The organism is Desulfovibrio sp. Fe33, from assembly GCF_028532725.1.
In the GTDB taxonomy this organism is placed as follows: Bacteria; Desulfobacterota; Desulfovibrionia; order Desulfovibrionales; family Desulfovibrionaceae; genus Pseudodesulfovibrio.
The window spans coordinates 1-17,089 of record NZ_JAQKGU010000002.1 but is presented as its reverse complement, the minus strand read 5'-3'; the positions used below and the strand labels follow the sequence as shown (position 1 = coordinate 17,089).

16 protein-coding genes are annotated in these 17,089 nt (G+C 61.4%); 5 read left to right on the top strand and 11 right to left on the bottom strand.

From position 1 onward, the window contains the following. The first annotated feature begins 104 nt into the window (after nucleotides 1–104). Nucleotides 105–980, top strand: a complete 876-nt coding sequence (locus tag PSN43_RS02890; RefSeq protein WP_272699220.1) for an Mrp/NBP35 family ATP-binding protein — start codon at nucleotides 105–107, stop codon at nucleotides 978–980. 389 nt (nucleotides 981–1,369) lie between these two features. On the opposite strand, the gene PSN43_RS02885 is transcribed toward PSN43_RS02890, so the two are convergent. Next, the gene (locus PSN43_RS02885) at nucleotides 1,370–2,053 is read right to left on the bottom strand and encodes an HD-GYP domain-containing protein (RefSeq protein WP_272699219.1); all 684 of its coding nucleotides are present in this window, start codon (nucleotides 2,051–2,053) and stop codon (nucleotides 1,370–1,372) included. 2 nt (nucleotides 2,054–2,055) lie between these two features. Beyond that, entirely contained in the window at nucleotides 2,056–2,376 is a 321-nt protein-coding gene (locus PSN43_RS02880; RefSeq protein ID WP_272699218.1) for a tetratricopeptide repeat protein, read from the bottom strand. A 256-nt stretch (nucleotides 2,377–2,632) separates the two neighbouring features. Between PSN43_RS02880 and PSN43_RS02875 the strand changes: the two genes are divergently transcribed. Beyond that, the gene (locus tag PSN43_RS02875) at nucleotides 2,633–3,082 is read left to right on the top strand and encodes a YbaY family lipoprotein (RefSeq protein ID WP_272699217.1); all 450 of its coding nucleotides are present in this window, start codon (nucleotides 2,633–2,635) and stop codon (nucleotides 3,080–3,082) included. Nucleotides 3,083–3,164: 82 nt separating this feature from the next. Here the strand turns inward: PSN43_RS02875 and PSN43_RS02870 are convergent, their stop codons facing one another. From PSN43_RS02870 to rfaD, 8 genes are all read right to left on the bottom strand, one after another. Continuing rightward, nucleotides 3,165–3,839 carry a DUF47 domain-containing protein gene (locus PSN43_RS02870; RefSeq protein ID WP_272699216.1) on the bottom strand — a complete coding sequence of 225 codons (675 nt, stop codon included), beginning with the start codon at nucleotides 3,837–3,839 and terminating at the stop codon, nucleotides 3,165–3,167. 43 nt (nucleotides 3,840–3,882) lie between these two features. Then, a complete protein-coding gene (locus PSN43_RS02865; protein ID WP_272699215.1) occupies nucleotides 3,883–5,121 on the bottom strand; it encodes an inorganic phosphate transporter in 1,239 nt (412 codons plus the stop codon). 39 nt (nucleotides 5,122–5,160) lie between these two features. After that, the gene (locus PSN43_RS02860) at nucleotides 5,161–6,933 is read right to left on the bottom strand and encodes a HAMP domain-containing sensor histidine kinase (RefSeq protein ID WP_272699214.1); all 1,773 of its coding nucleotides are present in this window, start codon (nucleotides 6,931–6,933) and stop codon (nucleotides 5,161–5,163) included. A gap of 684 nt (nucleotides 6,934–7,617) precedes the next feature. Next, a complete protein-coding gene (locus tag PSN43_RS02855) occupies nucleotides 7,618–7,839 on the bottom strand; it encodes a hypothetical protein (RefSeq protein ID WP_272699213.1) in 222 nt (73 codons plus the stop codon). Between the two features lie 71 nt (nucleotides 7,840–7,910). Beyond that, nucleotides 7,911–9,035: an alanine racemase gene (gene alr, locus PSN43_RS02850; RefSeq protein ID WP_272699212.1), complete on the bottom strand. Its 1,125-nt coding sequence runs from the start codon at nucleotides 9,033–9,035 to the stop codon at nucleotides 7,911–7,913. Further along, nucleotides 9,035–10,882 carry a DNA mismatch repair endonuclease MutL gene (gene mutL / locus PSN43_RS02845; protein WP_272699211.1) on the bottom strand — a complete coding sequence of 616 codons (1,848 nt, stop codon included), beginning with the start codon at nucleotides 10,880–10,882 and terminating at the stop codon, nucleotides 9,035–9,037. The genes alr and mutL overlap by 1 nt, the downstream gene beginning before the upstream one ends. 66 nt (nucleotides 10,883–10,948) lie before the next feature. Then, nucleotides 10,949–13,336, bottom strand: a complete 2,388-nt coding sequence (locus PSN43_RS02840; RefSeq protein WP_272699210.1) for an LPS-assembly protein LptD — start codon at nucleotides 13,334–13,336, stop codon at nucleotides 10,949–10,951. A gap of 15 nt (nucleotides 13,337–13,351) precedes the next feature. Then, nucleotides 13,352–14,332 carry an ADP-glyceromanno-heptose 6-epimerase gene (gene rfaD, locus PSN43_RS02835; protein ID WP_272699209.1) on the bottom strand — a complete coding sequence of 327 codons (981 nt, stop codon included), beginning with the start codon at nucleotides 14,330–14,332 and terminating at the stop codon, nucleotides 13,352–13,354. 233 nt (nucleotides 14,333–14,565) lie between these two features. Between rfaD and PSN43_RS02830 the strand changes: the two genes are divergently transcribed. The 3 genes from PSN43_RS02830 (at nucleotide 14,566) to PSN43_RS02820 (ending at nucleotide 16,510) form a co-directional block, all read left to right on the top strand. Beyond that, nucleotides 14,566–15,615 (top strand): OmpA family protein, encoded by a 1,050-nt coding sequence (locus PSN43_RS02830; protein ID WP_272699208.1) that lies wholly within the window; start codon nucleotides 14,566–14,568, stop codon nucleotides 15,613–15,615. Nucleotides 15,616–15,687: 72 nt separating this feature from the next. Further along, complete coding sequence (locus PSN43_RS02825; protein ID WP_272699207.1) at nucleotides 15,688–16,191, top strand: hypothetical protein; 504 nt, start codon at nucleotides 15,688–15,690, stop codon at nucleotides 16,189–16,191. Between the two features lie 124 nt (nucleotides 16,192–16,315). Further along, entirely contained in the window at nucleotides 16,316–16,510 is a 195-nt protein-coding gene (locus PSN43_RS02820; protein WP_272699206.1) for a YwbE family protein, read from the top strand. Between the two features lie 108 nt (nucleotides 16,511–16,618). Here PSN43_RS02820 and PSN43_RS02815 read toward each other — a convergent pair. Further along, the coding region (locus PSN43_RS02815) for an integrase core domain-containing protein (protein WP_272699205.1) at nucleotides 16,619–17,089 on the bottom strand (471 nt) is incomplete at its 5' end.

The window sequence follows — 17,089 nt, the reverse complement described above, 5'->3', positions numbered from 1 at the left end:
AGGCCATGGTTATCTCTCTGTGACCCGGCCGCGACCGTTCGCCGGTTCGGGACCTGCATGTACCTCTAAGGCGGCTTCGGGTCGCCGTTTTTCAGGAGAATAGTATGAGTGGTTGTGAAGGATGTTCCTCCGCCTCGCCTGACGGAACCTGTACCAGCACCACGGGCTGCGACAAGCCCGAGGACCAGAAACTGCAAAAGACCCTGAGCCGCATCAAGCACAAGATCGTGGTCATGTCCGGCAAGGGCGGCGTGGGCAAATCCACCGTGGCCGCCAACATCGCCGTGGCCCTGTCTCTGGCCGGCAAGAAGGTCGGCCTGCTCGACGTGGACGTGCACGGACCGAGCGTGCCTCGCCTGCTCTCCCTCAAGGGCCAGCAGCCCCATATCGGCGCCGATGTCATGGAACCCGTGCCTTGGAGCAAGAACCTGTCGGTCATGTCCCTCGGCTTCCTGCTCCAGGACGACCGCCAGGCCGTCATCTGGCGCGGTCCGGTCAAGATCGGCCTCATCAAGCAGTTCGTCGAAGACGTCATGTGGGGCGATCTGGACTACCTCATCGTCGATTGCCCTCCGGGAACCGGTGACGAGCCCCTGTCCACCCTGCAAACCCTCGGACCCACCGCCATGGCCGTCATCGTCACCACCCCCCAGGGCGTGGCCATCGACGACGTCCGCCGGTCCGTGTCCTTCGTCGGCGAAGTGGGCAACCGCGTGCTCGGCATCGTCGAGAACATGTCCGGTTTCGCCTGCCCCGATTGCGGCAAGGTCCACGACATCTTCAAATCCGGCGGCGGCGAAGCCCTCGCCAAGGAATCGGGCGTCCAATTCCTCGGCCGCATCCCCCTCGATCCGGCCGTGGCAGACTCCGGTGACGAAGGCTACCCCTTCATGAAAGTCCACCGCGATACCGCGACCGGCAAGGCCATGGAAAAGATCATTGCCCCCGTCCTCGCTCTCCCCGACCCGCCCAAGGCGTAGTCGGCTGTCGCTTCATCAACAAGAAAGGCGGACGCGCAATGCGCGTCCGCCTTTTCTTGTTGATGCGCCTCCGGCGGCCGGGGGAAGGGGAGGAAAAACCCTTTGAAAAGGGTTCTTTCCTCCCCTTCCCCCGGACCCCCATCCCCTTCTTTTCCCAAACTTTCTGGCTCCGCTTCGCGGGATGCTCTGAGACTTTGTTTGAGGGCGGGAGTCGAAACTTCAGCTTCATTTAATAAATAGTTTAATGAGCCCTTTCGCCGAAGGCGACACAAAAAGTTTTGGAGGGTCCAGGGAACCTTTTTCAAAAGGTTCCCTGGCGGGGTCCGGGGCAGCGCCCCGGCTGCCTGCCGACGACAAAGCGCAATCGGCTCGGCCTGCCGTCAAGAATTTCAGTCGTGGGTGGATATGGTGGGGAGAAGTTTGAAAATTTTGCCCGAGGCGAGACGAAAGGCGTCCACCACCCGGGGATCGAACTGCGTTCCGGCGCACCGATAGATTTCGCGGCACGCATTGTCCATGGTCAACGCGGGCCGGTAGGGCCTGTTCTGGAGCATGGCGGAAAGAGAATCGGCCACGCTGATGATGCGTGCGCCAAGCGGGATGGCCGTGCCCTGGAGCCTGTGGGGGTATCCTTTGCCGTCCCAACGCTCGTGGTGATGCAGAACCATATCCACCACGCCGAGACGGTTGAGGGCGGCCACGGGTTCGAGAATGGCGGCTCCCGCTTCGGGATGATGCCGCACGGCCTGCCATTCTGCCGTAGTGAGCGGGTATTCCTTCCTGAGGACCGAATCCGGGACGCCGATTTTTCCGATGTCGTGCAGATGCCCGGCCACATGGATGGCGGCGGCCTTGGTCGGAGGGATTCCCATGGTCAGGGCCAATACCCAGGAGACTTCGGCCACCTCGTCGGAATGCATCGAAGTATGCGGGTCCTTGGCGTCAATGGCGTTGCCCAGGGACAGGGCGAACTGATGCAGGGTCGTGGGAAGAAAATCGCTCGAATCCAGAGGCTTCAAGGACGGCTCCGGCACCGATACGGTCGGCGCCGGAGCCATTTGAAATGCGTCCATGACTAAACGGCCCTGCTTCTGGCGGCGGGAAGGGAACCCAGATTGGTCATGATGACCCGGTGCAGGCCGGTTCCTTCGGCTCCGCCCTCCACGGCGCGGCTGGCCGCGATGCGATAGCTGACGCGCGCCTCTTCGTATTTGCCAGACACCTGATAGACCAGGCCCATGTTGTTGCGCACCTTGGCTTCGTGCAGGGGCGAGTTGAGGGACCGGGCCAGGCTGTCGGCCTGGGTCAACTGAAACAGGGCGTCGCCGGGACGGCCTTCGTTGCAGGCCCGCATTCCTTCACGATTGAGCATACCAAGTTTCTTCAACGAGCTCATACGACTTCTCCTTGGGATTGGGTTATCCGGCCGCGCCCGTGGCGGACCGGCCGATACATCGTTCCCGAAAGAAGAAGGAATCGTCATGAACCGAAACGGTTCCCGTTGTCTGGATGGCTGACATGGATGGACTTATATTGAAATCGATTTTCATTTTCAAGCACTTTCTGCATTTTTTCCAAACAGGACCACATTCACCCGGGCACTGGCGCGCGATGACGGAATTGCGTAGCATGGGGAAAATATGGAGCTTCCCATGCATCGCCGATTTTCTTTCTTCGCCCCGGCCATTGCGGCCGCGCTCATGCTCTTCGCCGCCTTTGGCGGATGCGCCTCCATGTCCGGCAAGGCCGAATCGCCCGCCGGAGCCCGTTCCACCGCAACCATGAAGGTATCGGTAACCTATCCTGAGCGGTTGCTCCTGCCTCCGGGCTGCGCATTGTTCGTGGAATTGGAGAACCTTTCGCGCCTCGATCCGAAAGACAAGGTCGTTGCCGACGCCTTCCTGCCGGTCAAGGCCGCGCCGCCTTTCAGGATAGTCCTGGGATATGATCCGTCGCGGATTGTCGGGACGCTGCGTTACGCGGTTTCGACCCGCATCGAATTCAAGGGGCAGGTCCTCTTTGCCGGAAACGTGCGGCTCGATTCCCCGCCCTGGCCCAAGGACAAGGCCGTGGAAGTGACGGTCAGGCAGGTCAAACGGTAGCCCGCAAAAACGAAAAGAGGCCCGGCGCATGACGTCGGGCCTCTTCTTTTGGCGTATGGCGGATGCGGCCGTCGCCGCCGGGCTATCGGGCGATCATGGAACGCAGCAGCTCGGCGCAGTTCTCCGTGTTGTGCCCCATGTTGTCGAGGCAGTCCACGAAGTGGATGAGCTGGTAGATTTCCTTGAAATCGATTTCCTGATCGAAAATCTTTTTCTCCAGGTCATTCTTGCGGCGACGGACTTCGTCGCGCTCCCGGCGTACCCGGCGATAGCACTCCTTGGTGCCCTCCCGATCCAGGGACTCGCCGTTGAGCAACGCGATGGTGGACTTGAGCGCGGGTCCGAGAAGCGCCGTGCACTTCGCAACGGAATCCAGAAGGTAGATCACGTCCTTCTGAATCTCCTCGGGGATGATGACCGGCCGGATGGCCAACCAATGCAGGGCGTCCTGGGCCGCGTCGAGGATGTTGTCCTGACTCTTGGTGTAGGACAGAAACAGATGCTTCTCGACAGCCATGAACAAGCCCTGCGGCAGGTGGTTGCGGATGTTCCGCTTGATCGAGTCGGCGTGGTTCTCGATCTCGTCCACGGTCTTGTTCAGCTCCTTGAATTCACGGCACACACCGCCGGAAACATAGCACTCAAGGGATTCGTCGATGGCGGAAATGCACTCGGCGATCTTGTCGTAATGCTCGACCAGCCCTTCCATGGGGGAACGCTTACCGAGCAGGCCGAAGAAGGGGATTCTCAATGTCATATGGCGACCTCTTCTGAAAAGGATTGTTTCAATTTTTTGTAACCTAGCCGTAACACAACCATTTGAGCAGCACAAAGATTACTATACTGGTCAGGGCCGCGATCGGGACTGTGGCCACCCAGTAGGCGACGATGCGCAACAGCACCCGGAAATCCACGGCCGAGAAGCCGCGGGCCAATCCCACGCCGACCACGCCGCCCACAGCCGCATGGGTGGTGGATACGGGCAGACCGAGATTGGAGGCGATCAACACGGTGGAGGCCGCGCCGAAGTCGACGGCGAATCCCCGGGTGTTGGTCAGGGTGGTGATCTTCTCGCCCACGGTGGCCATGACCTTATGGCCCAGCAACGCGATGCCCACCGCGATGCCCAGGCCTCCCAGAACGAGCATGGGCCACGGAACCTCGGCCCGCGCAAGGAGCACGTGCTCCTTGGCGATGAGGTAGATGGCGGCCACCGGACCGATGGCGTTGGCCACGTCGTTTGCCCCCTGGGAGAGAGCCACGTAGCAGGAAGTGCCCACCTGCATCTTGCGGAAAACCCGCTCCACGCCCTCAGCGCCTTCCTCCTCATCGAGGACGATCTTGCCCACGAAGACCCGGGCCGCTATCCAGGCAAGCAGGGCCAGCACTCCGGCTATGCTCAGCGATACCAGCCAATGCAGGTTCAGGGATTTGCCGACCGGCGTCTTGTACAGGAAGGAAAGGGAGATCATGGAGAGGGTGATGGCCACCCAGATGGGCGCCCATTTCTTTGCTTGGCGGATGAAGTGATGCTGGAAAAGGATGTATCGTCGTATGTGCGTGAAGATGAAGTAGGCGATACCTGCGGCAAAGAACGGGGAGATAACCCACGACAGGACGATGCCGCCCATCTTCAGCCAGTTGACCACGTCCGGGCCGCCCGCCACCAGCCCGAAGCCCATGATCGCACCGACGATGGAGTGCGTGGACGATACCGGCAGCGAGGTCAACGTGGCCACCAGGACCCATAGGCCCGCCGCAAGGAGCGCGGCGAACATGCCGATCATTATCAGCTTCGGGTCCGCGATGACCTCAGGGTTGATGATCCCCTTGCTGATTGTTGCGGTGACGTGGGAGCCGAGAAAAACCGCGCCCACGAAGTTGAGGATGCCCGCGATGAACACGGCCTGCTTGACCGTGATGGCCCTGGCCCCGACCGCCGAGGCCATGGAGTTGGCCACGTCGTTCGCGCCGAGGTTGAAGGCCATGAGGAAACCGGCCCCCACGGACATGTATAAGAACAGATCGTAAATATCCATCGTATAGCCCCTCTTTCGAGGGAATTGGTTAGAAGTTGCCTACAGGACCGTTTCCTCGGGTTTGTTCAGGCGAAAGCAGAAGCGCGCCCCGCGCACATCCTCGCCGTAGCCGTCATGCCAGATCTCGCCGCCCAGGTTCTTGACGATGCGACGGCATATGGCGAGCCCCAATCCGGCGCTGCCCGACCCGTCTATGGTGTTCTCGTCCACCCGGTAGAAGCGCTCGAACACCTTGGTGGAGTGCTCGCGCGAGATGCCCGGCCCCTGATCCTCGACGCAAAAAACGATGGACTCGCCGTCATCTTCCGCGCTGACCGTAATGACCCCGCCGTCGGGGCTGTACTTGACCGCATTGTTGAGCAGATTGTGAAAGACGTGCAGGAGCCCGTCCGTTTCACCCATGACCATCATCTCGTCGTCCGGAGTGCGGGTGCGGAAGGTGATGTCGCGTTCCGAGGCCCACACGGCCAGGTCGTCGATGGCGCGGGACAGATGCTCGCGCCCGGAAAGAGGCGTCATTTTGAGAAGCTTGCCCGCCTGCTCGGACTTGGCGAGCGCGAGCATACTGGAAATGACCTTGTCCATATGATCCGCGTTCTTGAGCACGGTCTCCAGGAACCGGCGGGCGGATTCGGGATCGTCCGGGGGCATGTCCAGCAGCGTTTCGGTGTACCCCTTGATGGAGGTAAGGGGGGTGCGGAGCTGGTGGGAGGCATTGGCCACGAAGTCCTTGAGCCCCTTTTCGCTGCGCTTCATTTCGGTGATGTCGTAGAAAACCAGGATGACCTTGCGCACCCCGTTCTGGTCCAGGAACAGCTCCGCAGTGACCTCGACGGTGCGCGTGTCCATGATGTCGATCTGGATGGACCTCGGCCCGGCATCGGGGTCGGCGATGACGTGTTCCACCAGGTCCTGAATCTCATAGCGCCGGATGACTTCGATGGGCGACCGGCCGATGGTGGAGGAAGGCAGGTTGAACATCTCGTCCAGGGAATTGTTGAAGGACTCGATGCGGCCATGCGCGTCCACGGTCAGCACGCCCTCGCGCATTCCGTCGAACACGGCCTGCAACTGCCCCTTCTGGTCCCGGATAAGCTCGATGTTGTGCTCGATGGATTGGGCCATGGCGTTGATCGATTCGGCCAGCGGCTTGAACTCGCCGCCGGGCACGGCCCGCACCCTCTTCGAGTAGTCGCCCTCCCCGATGGACTTCGCCAGATCGGAAAAGGCCCGGATGTCGCGGCCCATGTTGTGCGACATGACCACGCTCAGGATGACGGCCAATGCGAAGGTGCCCAGGAAGAGCCAGATGAGATTGGTGCGCAGCAGGTCGAGGCGGGAACTGACGTGGGAAAACGGGACGGCCATGCGCAGAATGCCCCCGTCCATGTAGCTGAGGCCGGAAAACTTCCGGGCCACATAGAGCATGTCCTTGCTCAGGGTGTCGGAGTGGCGGACGTTGACCCCCCAGCCTTCCTTGAGGGCGGCCAGGACCTCGGGACGGTGCCCGTGGTCGTCCAGTGAACCGAGATCGGCGTAAGGCACCTCCGAATCGGCCACCACCCGTCCGTTCACGATATAGGTGATCCTGGAATTAAGCTTGAAGGCCAGCGCGTCCAGCCACTCGGCGAAATCCTGCTCGGATTCGAACAACGAGTGGTCGCGGATGAGCCACTCGATGGCCTCGATCTGGTGCCGCGTACGGATTTCCGCCTCGGTGACCAACTCGTCGCCCACGATGCTCGTGGAGTAAAAAAAGACCACGGCCATGGCCATAAGGAGCAGTCCCCAGGTCCACAGCAGTATCCGCATTTGAAAAGAGCGCAGTTTCATTGCCCGTCCTTAGATCGCACGTTCGGCGGTTACATGTTGATCGACGAGATCAAGTACCTCTTTCGCCGAACGCGTGCGCTGTGTAACACAATCGTAACTGAATTGTAATATTTTCCATTGTTACAGTTCTGTGACAAAGACGCCGCTAAAAATCAAGGATAAAGCCGCGGGAAAGCGCTCCTGCGGGAGGCTGAAAAACCGTTCAAGGCATTGTATCAACGGGTATTATCCAGCGAGACAGCGGGGGCCGTTCCACCCGGGAAACGCCCCGTCGGCCACGCGCGGCAGGACGGGGAAATCGATGGGCAGGAGACAAATCTGACCCGCCCCAAAAAAGAATGGGCCGGACCGGACGACAGACGCCGCCGCACCGAGGCAACCGACGCCGGACCCAAAAAGCCCCGGGCCGGAACGCGGGAATTCCGCGTGCCGATCCGGGCCGGAATATCTTGGAGACCTATATTTTCTTTAACTCCCCTCTTGCGCGGCAGGACGCGCGGAGTGAAAGCCCGCGCCAAAGGCGCTTACAGGGGATGCAAGGGTGCGAACCCTTGCCCGCCGGAGGCGAAATCACCCGACTATTGTCGCGAAGCGGCTTTCAACGCCTGACTTCCCTCTTCAGGAGTTAAAGGGGAGTTCCCATCTTTTTGGCCCTCAGGCCGTCTAGAAGCCGCGCACGCACTCCATGAGGTAGGTGGAGACCTCCACCCGGCAAACGCCGTTTTCCACGATGAGGCGCACGTTGTTCTCGGGAATGAGGGCCATGTCCTCGGCCACATCCAGCCACTTGCCTTCGACCCAGTCGGGGGTCACGCCGTTGGCTTCCATTTCCCGGACGGGATAGCTCTCGGCCACAACCCATTCATCGTCTTGCACAGCAGGCATATTATTGCTCCCCGACCGTCCGCGGCGCTCCGCGCGCGTCCGGCCTCAAGTTATTCGTTCACGAAAAATGCTTAAACGTATTCGCGCCGGTTCTGCCCCAGCAGGCAGAACGCTTCGTAGGTGATGGTCCCACTCCACTCGGCCAGGTCCTCGGGAGTTACGGGGTTGTCTCCGGGACCGCCCAGAAGCCACGCCTCGTCGCCCGGCAGGACGTCCTTCCCTTCACCCATAAGGTCTGTCACGTCAACCGCGGTCATCTGCATACAAACCCGGCCCCGGATGGGCACGCGCCTGCCGTGGATGACCATTTCCCCGCGATTGGACAGGGAGCGGCTGTAGTTGTCGGCATAGCCCACGCCGACGATGGCCACCATGGAGTCGCGTTCGGCGGTGAAGGTCCAGCCGTAGCTGATGGATTCGCCCTTTTTCAGCGGGTGGACCTGCATGACCGGAGCCGAAACCTCCATGGCGGGCATGAGCTTGCCCGACAGGGCCTCGCCGCCTCTCCCTTCCAGGGGGTCGCAGCCATACAGGCCGATGCCCAGACGCATTGAGTCCAGGCGGCAGATGTCGTGGACCATGCCGCCCGCGGAGTTGGCCAGGTTGGCCTCCACCTCGAATCCGGCCCCGGCCAGCCCGTCCAGAGCGGCCCTGAACCGCCGGGCCTGAAGGGCCACATCCTGCTCGCGGCCTGCTTCGTCGGCGCGGGCCAGGTGGGAGGTGGCCATGACCGGCGTCACCCTGCTCCCCTTGAGCAGCGCCGCGACCTCGCCCGCCTCCTCCGGGAGGAAGCCGAGGCGGCGCATACCGGTATCGAACTTGAGCCCGATCTCCAGGGGACCGAGTTCCTCGGACGCGGCCAGGACCCGCCCAAGCTGAGTGAAATGGGATATGGGCGTCAAGATGCGGTGGCTCCACAGGGAGCGGATGTCCTCGTCGGAAACCGGACCGAGCAGGGCCAGGATGCGTTTGCCGCAGCCCGAATCCCGCAGCTTGGCCGCTTCGTGGACGAAGCCCACGGCGAAAGTCGCGGCGCCGTCCTTTTCCAGGGCTCGGGCCACCTCGACCAGCCCGTGGCCGTAGGCGTCGGACTTGATGACCGGGATGACGTTGTCGTGGATTTCGGCGAACAGGCGGTAGTTGTGGCGAAGATTATCCAGATGGATGCGCACGCGCAGTTTATTGTAGTCGATCATCACTTTCTCTTGAACAGTTTCTCGAGATCGGAAGGCGTCCAGCGCAGGACCACGGGCCTGCCGTGCGGGCAGAACTCGCGCTCGGGCGTCTCAAGCCAGGTCTCCAGCAGTGCCAGGGCCTCGTCCACGGCCAGCGGCTGATTGGCCTTGATGGCGGTCTTGCAGGCCATCATGGTCCACAGGTCGTCCAGCCCCCTGGCTTTTTCCGCCAGGGCGTCCCTGAGATACTCCCGAGCCTCGCCGGTTTCAAGGGTCGGGGGAATTCCCCTGACCAAAGCCTTGGCCGGGCCGTCCATCTCGATGACGAACCCCATGGCGCGCAAATCCTCGCGCAGGGAGGCCAGGACCTCGGCCTCACTGGGATGCAGGGGCAACTCCAGGGCCAGAGCCAGGGGCTGGGAGTCGCCCTTCCTGCGCTGATCGCGCATGGAGGCGAGCAAAACCCGCTCGTGGGCCGCGTGCTGATCGACCAGAAACATGTCGGCCCCCCGGCGCAGGACCAGGTAGGTGTCGGCGATCTGGCCGAGATAGGTGTATCCGCCGGCAGCCAGGGATGCGGGCCGCAGGGCGTCCGTCCCGGCTTCGCGGGCCGTGGGCGGGGCGTCCCCGCCCTGCCGTCCTGCCGAGAAGGAGGGCGCGGGAGGCGGCACCGGAAGGTCCAGGGAACGCGCCCTGTCCTCCTTGAACGCCTTGTACGTGGAAAATTTCGCTTCCTCGAACGAGTCGGAACGGTAAGCGGGGCCGGAACGTTCCGCAGGACCGGTCTCACGGAACACGGAACCCGAGCCGGAGAAAACAGCCGGATCAGGACGCGATTCCGGGACGGGAAATCCGGACGCGACTTCCTCGTCGCTGCCGGACAAGGCCTGAAGCACGCCCGAACGGATGACCGAGAAAACGCGCCGCTCATCGATGAAACGCACTTCGAGCTTGGCCGGATGTACGTTTACGTCCACCTCGTCGCGGGGCAGATCGAGGAAAAGGACCATCTGCGGATATTCCCGAGACAGGAGCATTCCCTTGTACGCCTGACGCACGGCCGAAAGCATGAGCTTGTCCTGCACCGGGCGGCCGTTGACATAGAGCAGAATCCGGTCGCCGCGCCCCTGGGCCGTGTTGGGCGAACCGGCAACACCGCGGGCGCGGAAGCCGTCCCGCTCGCAATCGAAGGGACTGAGGCTCTCGCAGACGGACGGGGGCCAGAAGGAGGCGAGGCGATCGGCCAGCGCCTGGCCGGGCGGCAGGCGGAAGAATTCACGTCCCCCCACGGTCAGGGAAAAGCCGGTGTCGAGGTGGGCCAGGGACGCGCGCATGAGCACATCCTGGCAACGCCGATTCTCGGTGGAGTCGGTCTTGAGGAACTTGAGCCGGGCCGGAGTGGAGGCGAACAGATCGCGGACTTCCACCCGGGTTCCAGCGGCCAGCGCGGCCGGTCCTTCGGCGGCCACCTCGCCCGCGCGCACCTCGATGAAGGCGGCTTCGGCGGCCCCGGCGGCTCGGGAGGTCATGACGAAACGGGAGACCGACGCGATGGAGGGCAGGGCCTCGCCCCGGAACCCGAAGGAGCCGATGGAGGACAGGTCACGAAAGTCGCGAATCTTGCTGGTGGCGTGCCGGGTCACGGCCAGGTTGAGCTGACCGGCCGGGATGCCCGCCCCGTTGTCCTGGACCACGATAAGGGAGCGCCCCCCCTGCTCGACGGTCACGTCAACGCGGGTAGCCCCGGCGTCCAGGGCGTTCTCCACCAATTCCTTGACGACGCTGGCGGGACGTTCGACCACCTCGCCCGCGGCGATCTGGTTCTTGAGCCCCGGAGGCAATACGCGAATTTCAGGCAATGCGGTCATATCCCCATTAATGTAACCATCGCGCCCGGAGACGCAACCCGGTTCCCGCCGGACAGGCGGCCGCGCTTAGAAGTTCAACAGGTCGAAACCGATTTCGAAGCGGTTGTCGCTGGACTTCCGGGTGTAGACGAAGTGCAGGGTGTAGCACTCGGCCGCCCAATCCAGGTACAGGGTCCGCTCCAGGTCCTGCTCATCCACGAAGTCGTGGCGGTATCTTGCACCCAGAGTCAGGGCCTCGTTGATCTCCCACTCGGCTCCCAACCTGAGGATGGACATGGAGTCGTCGCGGGTGCGCTTGTACTCGTCCAGGCTTTGCAGGAAGTCGTAACCCACGGTGATCTCGCCCAGGCCGTCCTTGTAGAAGCGAAGAGAGTTTTCGCTCTGCGTCATGTCCCCCTTGTAGGGCGAGAACCAGTTACGCGTCAGGAAGTCCACGAAATTTACGGGCTTGATCTTGAGTTCGGCCATGATGTCCGAGAACGGCCTGCGCTCGTAGCGGCCGAGTTCGTCTTTTCGCTGGGCCTCCCGGATGTCGTAGGACTGTTCCACCCGGAAGAGCAGGAAGTCGAGATAGTCGCGGGCCACCCTGGCGACGGGCTCGCCGTCCGTGCCGGGCGAGAGGACGACCTTGTCACGACGCCGGTCGAGGACGCTGGTCAGGGAATAGGTCACCGCGTTCTTGCCCTCCAGCCGGTCGTAGGCGTCGAAATAGGGCAGCGTCTCCTGGCCGGTGACGTTGGACGTGTACACGTAATCCACGCGGGGCATGATCGAATTCTTCAGCCGGGTCCAGCTGGACGTCCCGGCCAGGCTGGGGTCGGCCTTGGGGGCCTCGCCCACGGCGAAGGTGCGGGTCATCTCGGAAAAGGCCGAGAAGCCGCCGGTCCACGTGGTCCTGGTCTGGAAGCCGTCCTTGATCTTGGTGGTGTCGATGACATCGTTCCGGCCGCCGGTGCCGACGACCTCCAGATCGCCCACGGACTCGCGGTGAGTCAGGGAGTAGGCGGTGTGATCCAGAGAGACCGAAGGAATGACCGTCAGAAACCGGCTCTTCATGGGATACTTGAGTTCGGGAGAAAGCTTGATGCGGTGGCCCGAATCCCCGTATTCCCGATAGAAATAATCGTACTTGGCGTCCAGCGCCCCCTCGAATCCGGCCCCCAGCGACTGCTGGAAGGCGAACGCGTTCAGCTCGGGCAAGATTTGGGTGGTCGGATTCAGGTTGCTCGGGTTGTTCCCGTTCCGATACGCCAGGTTCTGGTCGTACTGTGCCAGCCCGACCACGCCGAAGCGGTCCCAGCTGCGGCTGACATAGGCCTTGTTCAGCCGGTGCAGAGAATCCTTGTTCTCGATGTCGCGGCCGAAAGCGTCGAGGAACTCCTCGCGGGTATCGTTGAATCCGTTGGGCCCGTCCTGGAAATCGCGCAGGTAGTTCTGGTCCGAAACCACGTCCAGATCGAACTTGATCTTCCACTGGGGACTGCCCAGCCAACCGTCATATTTGCCGCGCACCCACCAGCGGTCGCTGTTCCTTCGGGTCAAGCCGTCGCCCCGGTAATCCCCCCACTCCTCCGCATCTTCCGCCGCGGTGATGCTGTCGTTCATGAAATCCGCCCGCCACATGCCCTTGGACGAGGCGTCCTCGGTGTGCCGGAACTCGACGCCCTGCATGTAGCCGCGCTTGCTCATGAAATTCTGGTAGAAAGTGGCGTCCATCTCGTCGTTGATGACCCAGAAATACGGCAGGTTGACCTGCATACCCAGCTTGTCCGAGTTGGACAGGTAGGGCATGAGAAATCCGGACTGGCGGTCCCCCCGTCCGGGCAGGACCATATACGGCCAGTAGAAGACCGGCACATCCTTAATCCTGAAGGCCGAACGGTACAGCTTGATGCGGCCGTCCAGGGCCACGTCGCCCTCTTCGGTGGTCACGGACCAGGCGGGTTTTTCGCCCGAGCAGGATGTCACCTTGGCGTTCTTGAAGGTATAGGAATCGCCCACGGCCTTGCCCACACGCTCGGCCTCGACGTAAACGTGCGGCTTGGCCATGAACAGCTTTCCGTTCTTGAGCCAGCCGGTCATGTTGGTCAGATCGAACTCGCCTTCTTCGGCCTGAAGGAAATCGCCGCCCCAATGCGCACGGATGTTGCCTTTGAGAAAAACCCAGCCGGTGGACTGGTAGTAGCGCGCGAAGTCCGCGCGGAGCTGATCGTCGCCCAGGCTCAGGGAAACGTTGCCGAACGCCTCCACGTATTCGCTGGTGTGGTCGCCCGACACCCGGTCGGCGGAAAAGGTCCACTCGTTGCCGGCGGGAGCCTGCGCGGGAGCGTCAGGCACGTACTTCCGGACCCTGTTCTGGTCCGGAGACTTGCCCATGATCGTCCACGGCAGGCACAGCGACAGGACGAGGAGCACCCCGGCGGCCAGCGATATACGCGAAAGATTCAGTTTCAAAAGGGAGTCCCCCGGCTACCTGGACCTGAGGTACCGGTCGTCCTTGTCCAGATAATTCCGGACGTAATCCCTGGCCCCATCCTCCAGACTCGTCATCTCAACTGTGCACCCGGCGGCCTTGAGCTTGTCCATGTTCGCCTGAGTGAAATACTGATACTTGTCGCGAATGGCCTCGGGCATGGGGATATACTCGATGGACGGCTCGCGGTTCATGGCGGCGAACACCGCATTCGCCAGGTCGTTCCAGGTCCTGGCGGTTCCCGTCCCGACGTTGAAGATGCCGCCCTTGTCGCGGTTCTCCAGGAACCAAGCCATGATGTCCACGCAATCCTTGATGTAGACGAAATCGCGTTTCTGCCCGCCGTCGGGATATTCGTCCCGGTAGGACTTGAAGAGCTTGAGCTTGCCGGTCTCCAGAATCTGGGCGTGGGCCTTGCAGATGACCGACTGCATATCATCCTTATGATATTCGTTGGGGCCGAACACGTTGAAGAATTTGAGGCAGACGATCCGGTCGAGGATGCCCGCGTCCTTGGCCCACAGATCGAAGAGCTGCTTGGAATAGCCGTACATGTTCAGGGGACGCAGCCTGTCGATGCCGTCCTCGTCGTCGTCGAAACCGAATTCGCCGTCGCCGTAGGTGGACGCGGATGAAGCATTGATGAACCGGGCGTCATGGGCCATGCAGAACCGGCAGACATACTGCGTGTAGCGGTAGTTGTTCTCCATGAGGAAATCCGCGTCGCGCTCGGTGGTGGAGGAACAGGCGCCCATGTGAATGACCGCCTCGGTCTTGAACGGGTCCTCGCCCTCCAGAATGAACTTGAGGAACTGATCGCGATGCAGGTAGTCCTGATATTTCAGGCCCACGAGATTGTTCCACTTCTCGCTGGTGGACAGGTTGTCCACCACCAGGATGTCGTCGATGCCCATGGTGTTGAGCTTCCAGACCATGGCGCTGCCGATGAAACCCGCGCCGCCGGTGACAATATACATGGCTACTCCTTGCTGCCTCAATGACGCCTAGAGGCGTAAACGTCTTTACATACTGTGTTCACGGCCAGGACGCAACCGCAAGGACCATCCTCCTCCCACAGGACAGCCCTTATACTATTTATAATCTGCTTCACTCCACTTGCCTCCTACCTTCGTTATGCGTATATAATGAGAATAATGGTTTCTGTTATATTGATTCAGGAAGTGCCAACAACCTCTAAAGGAGTGGAATCATGACACAATCCAGAAAACCCCTTTTGTTGATCCTTGCATTGATGCTTACGTTCTCGTTCGCCTTCGCCGCAACGGCCAACGCCAAGATGGTCAAAAAAGTCGATAACTTCATACTGTTCCTCGACCAGTCCGGCTCCATGGCCATGAAAAACGCCGACGGCATGAAGAAAAACGAAAAGGCGAAGAGCGACATGGCGGCCCTGAACGCCGCTATCCCGGCCCTGGACTACAACTCGGCCGTGGCCCTGTTCGCGCCGTTCCAGGTTCAGTGCCCGCCCAAGGCCTACTCCGAAGCCACTGTCGCAGCGGCTATCGACTCCATCAACACCGACTATGCAATCTTCAACCGTCGGACTCCCATGGGCGTCGGCCTTGACGAAATCAACCCGACTCTCGCCAAGATGTCCGGCAAGACCGCGCTGATAATCTTCACCGACGGCGAGTCCAACTACGGCGCCGACCCGATCGCGGTCGCCAAGAACATGTACGCCAAGTACGGCAACAACCTGTGCGTCCACGTTGTCAGCTACGCCGAGACCGCCCAGGGCCAGGCCGTTGTTGACGGCATCCGCGCCGCCTTCCCCTGTTCCGTGGCCGCCGACGGCGCCACCTTCGCCGACGCCGCCGCGCTGAACCAGTACGCCAAGGACGTCTTCTACTCCGAAGTCGCCGATCCGGCTCCGGCTCCGGTCGTCATGGCTCCGGCTCCGGCCAAGGAAGTGGTTACCTTCAACCTGAACTTCGGCTTCGACAAGTACCAGATCACCGATGAGATGATCCCGGTCCTGGAACAGGCTAAGATGATCCTGGAAGAAGATTCCGCCGCCACCTACGAGATCTCCGGTCACACCGACGCCACCGGCACCGAGGCCTACAACCAGGGTCTGTCCGAACGCCGCGCCAACTCCGTCATGAAGTGGCTCACCGACAACGGCATCGCTTCCGACCGCCTGGAGGCCAAGGGCTACGGCGAGATGGCTCCCAAGTATGACAATTCCACGAAGGAAGGACGTAAGCTCAACCGCAGGGTTGAAATCCAGACCAAATAGAGGTACAGCAAATATAGGTTGGGCGGCGCACCGCCGCCCAACCCCTTGCTCTGGTTGGAAGGATTCAACGCCATGCACAAATTTATCGTTTATGCCTCCTTGGCCGTTTTTCTGACCGGGGCTTTTTTTGCGGCCTCCGTCCAGCCCGCCTGGGCGCAGGACCTCGCCTCAATTTCGCCGGGCGACGCATCCACCCCCGTCACCGCGGAAAACATGCCGGTCTTCCTGGACACGGGACTGGCCACCAAGAAAGCCGACTTCACCCAGTTCGCCCGTACCCGGGCCAAGTCTCTGGACCGCAATCACCGCCTGGCGCGCTCGCGGATGCAGATCACGCAGCAGGCGGACGGCTCCTATCTGGCCCGCTTCCACGCCATCGACATGGACTCCATCGTCACCAATGTACGCCGGTCCTCCTCCAAATCCGTCCCCTTCGTCGGCGTCATGCGCTTCTGCGAACTGGTCATGGAAGCCTCGGGCGATTCTCCCGCCGCCTGCCGTGCGGCCGAATTCACACCGGTTACCGTGATCCCCAACCGCCAGATTTTCAGTTTCAAGAAAGGCTCCTGGCAGTAGCCCAACTCCCCTTTATCACACCGGGCGGCCCTCGCCGCTCTTCGCGTTCGCCCAAGCTACGCCGCGCCGGACACATCGCCGCCCCCGCATCATGTCGTGAACAGCGCCAAACCGAGGAACCACCATGGACGGAAGAAACCGCAAAGATATCAAGCCGGGCCAAAAGGTCCGCATCGTGCTCAAAAAAGACCAGCGTACAGGCGCTCTCACCGAAGGCGTGGTCGCCGCCCTGCTGACCAAATCCCCCACACACCCGCACGGCATCAAGGTACGCCTCGCCGACGGCCAGGTCGGCCGCGTGAAAGAGATATTAGAGTAAGTATTTTGCCTCCGGCGGCCGGGGGAAGGGGAAGGAAACCCTTTGAAAAGGGTTTTGTGCAACCAGGAACATGGGTAACACTTCTGCCCGGGAACATAGGTAACACTTTTACCGTTTCTGTTTCGGCTCCGGGGGCCTGATCAGGCCCCCGGAGCCGTCCCTTTTCAAAAGCCCCAGCAGGACCGATCCTGCGTAAACAATCAAGTCGCCGTTTTGATCATCCAGCAGCCCCACCGAGCAACCGCGCAACCCCTGGTTGATGTATCGCATTTTCCCGGCCCATAGGATTTCCCCGCTGCGTTTGACACGCCTGACAGCCTCGCCCTCATCATATTGAAAATCCGGGATGATAGGGGGAAAACTCCGAACTGATCTGACGTATCGGCTGGCGGGCACGGCCATGCCAAGCGCCTCGTGACCGCGCCGATGGTTGTAAATCCTGCGCCAGGAGCGCATGAGCCGTGTCTGCTGGCGCATGTCCCGGCCCTTGCGAAATTCTCGCTTCAAAGTGCGATGCATCCTTTCATGCGAGCCATTTTGCTGCGGCTTGCCGGGTTCGATAAACTCGACGTCAATGCC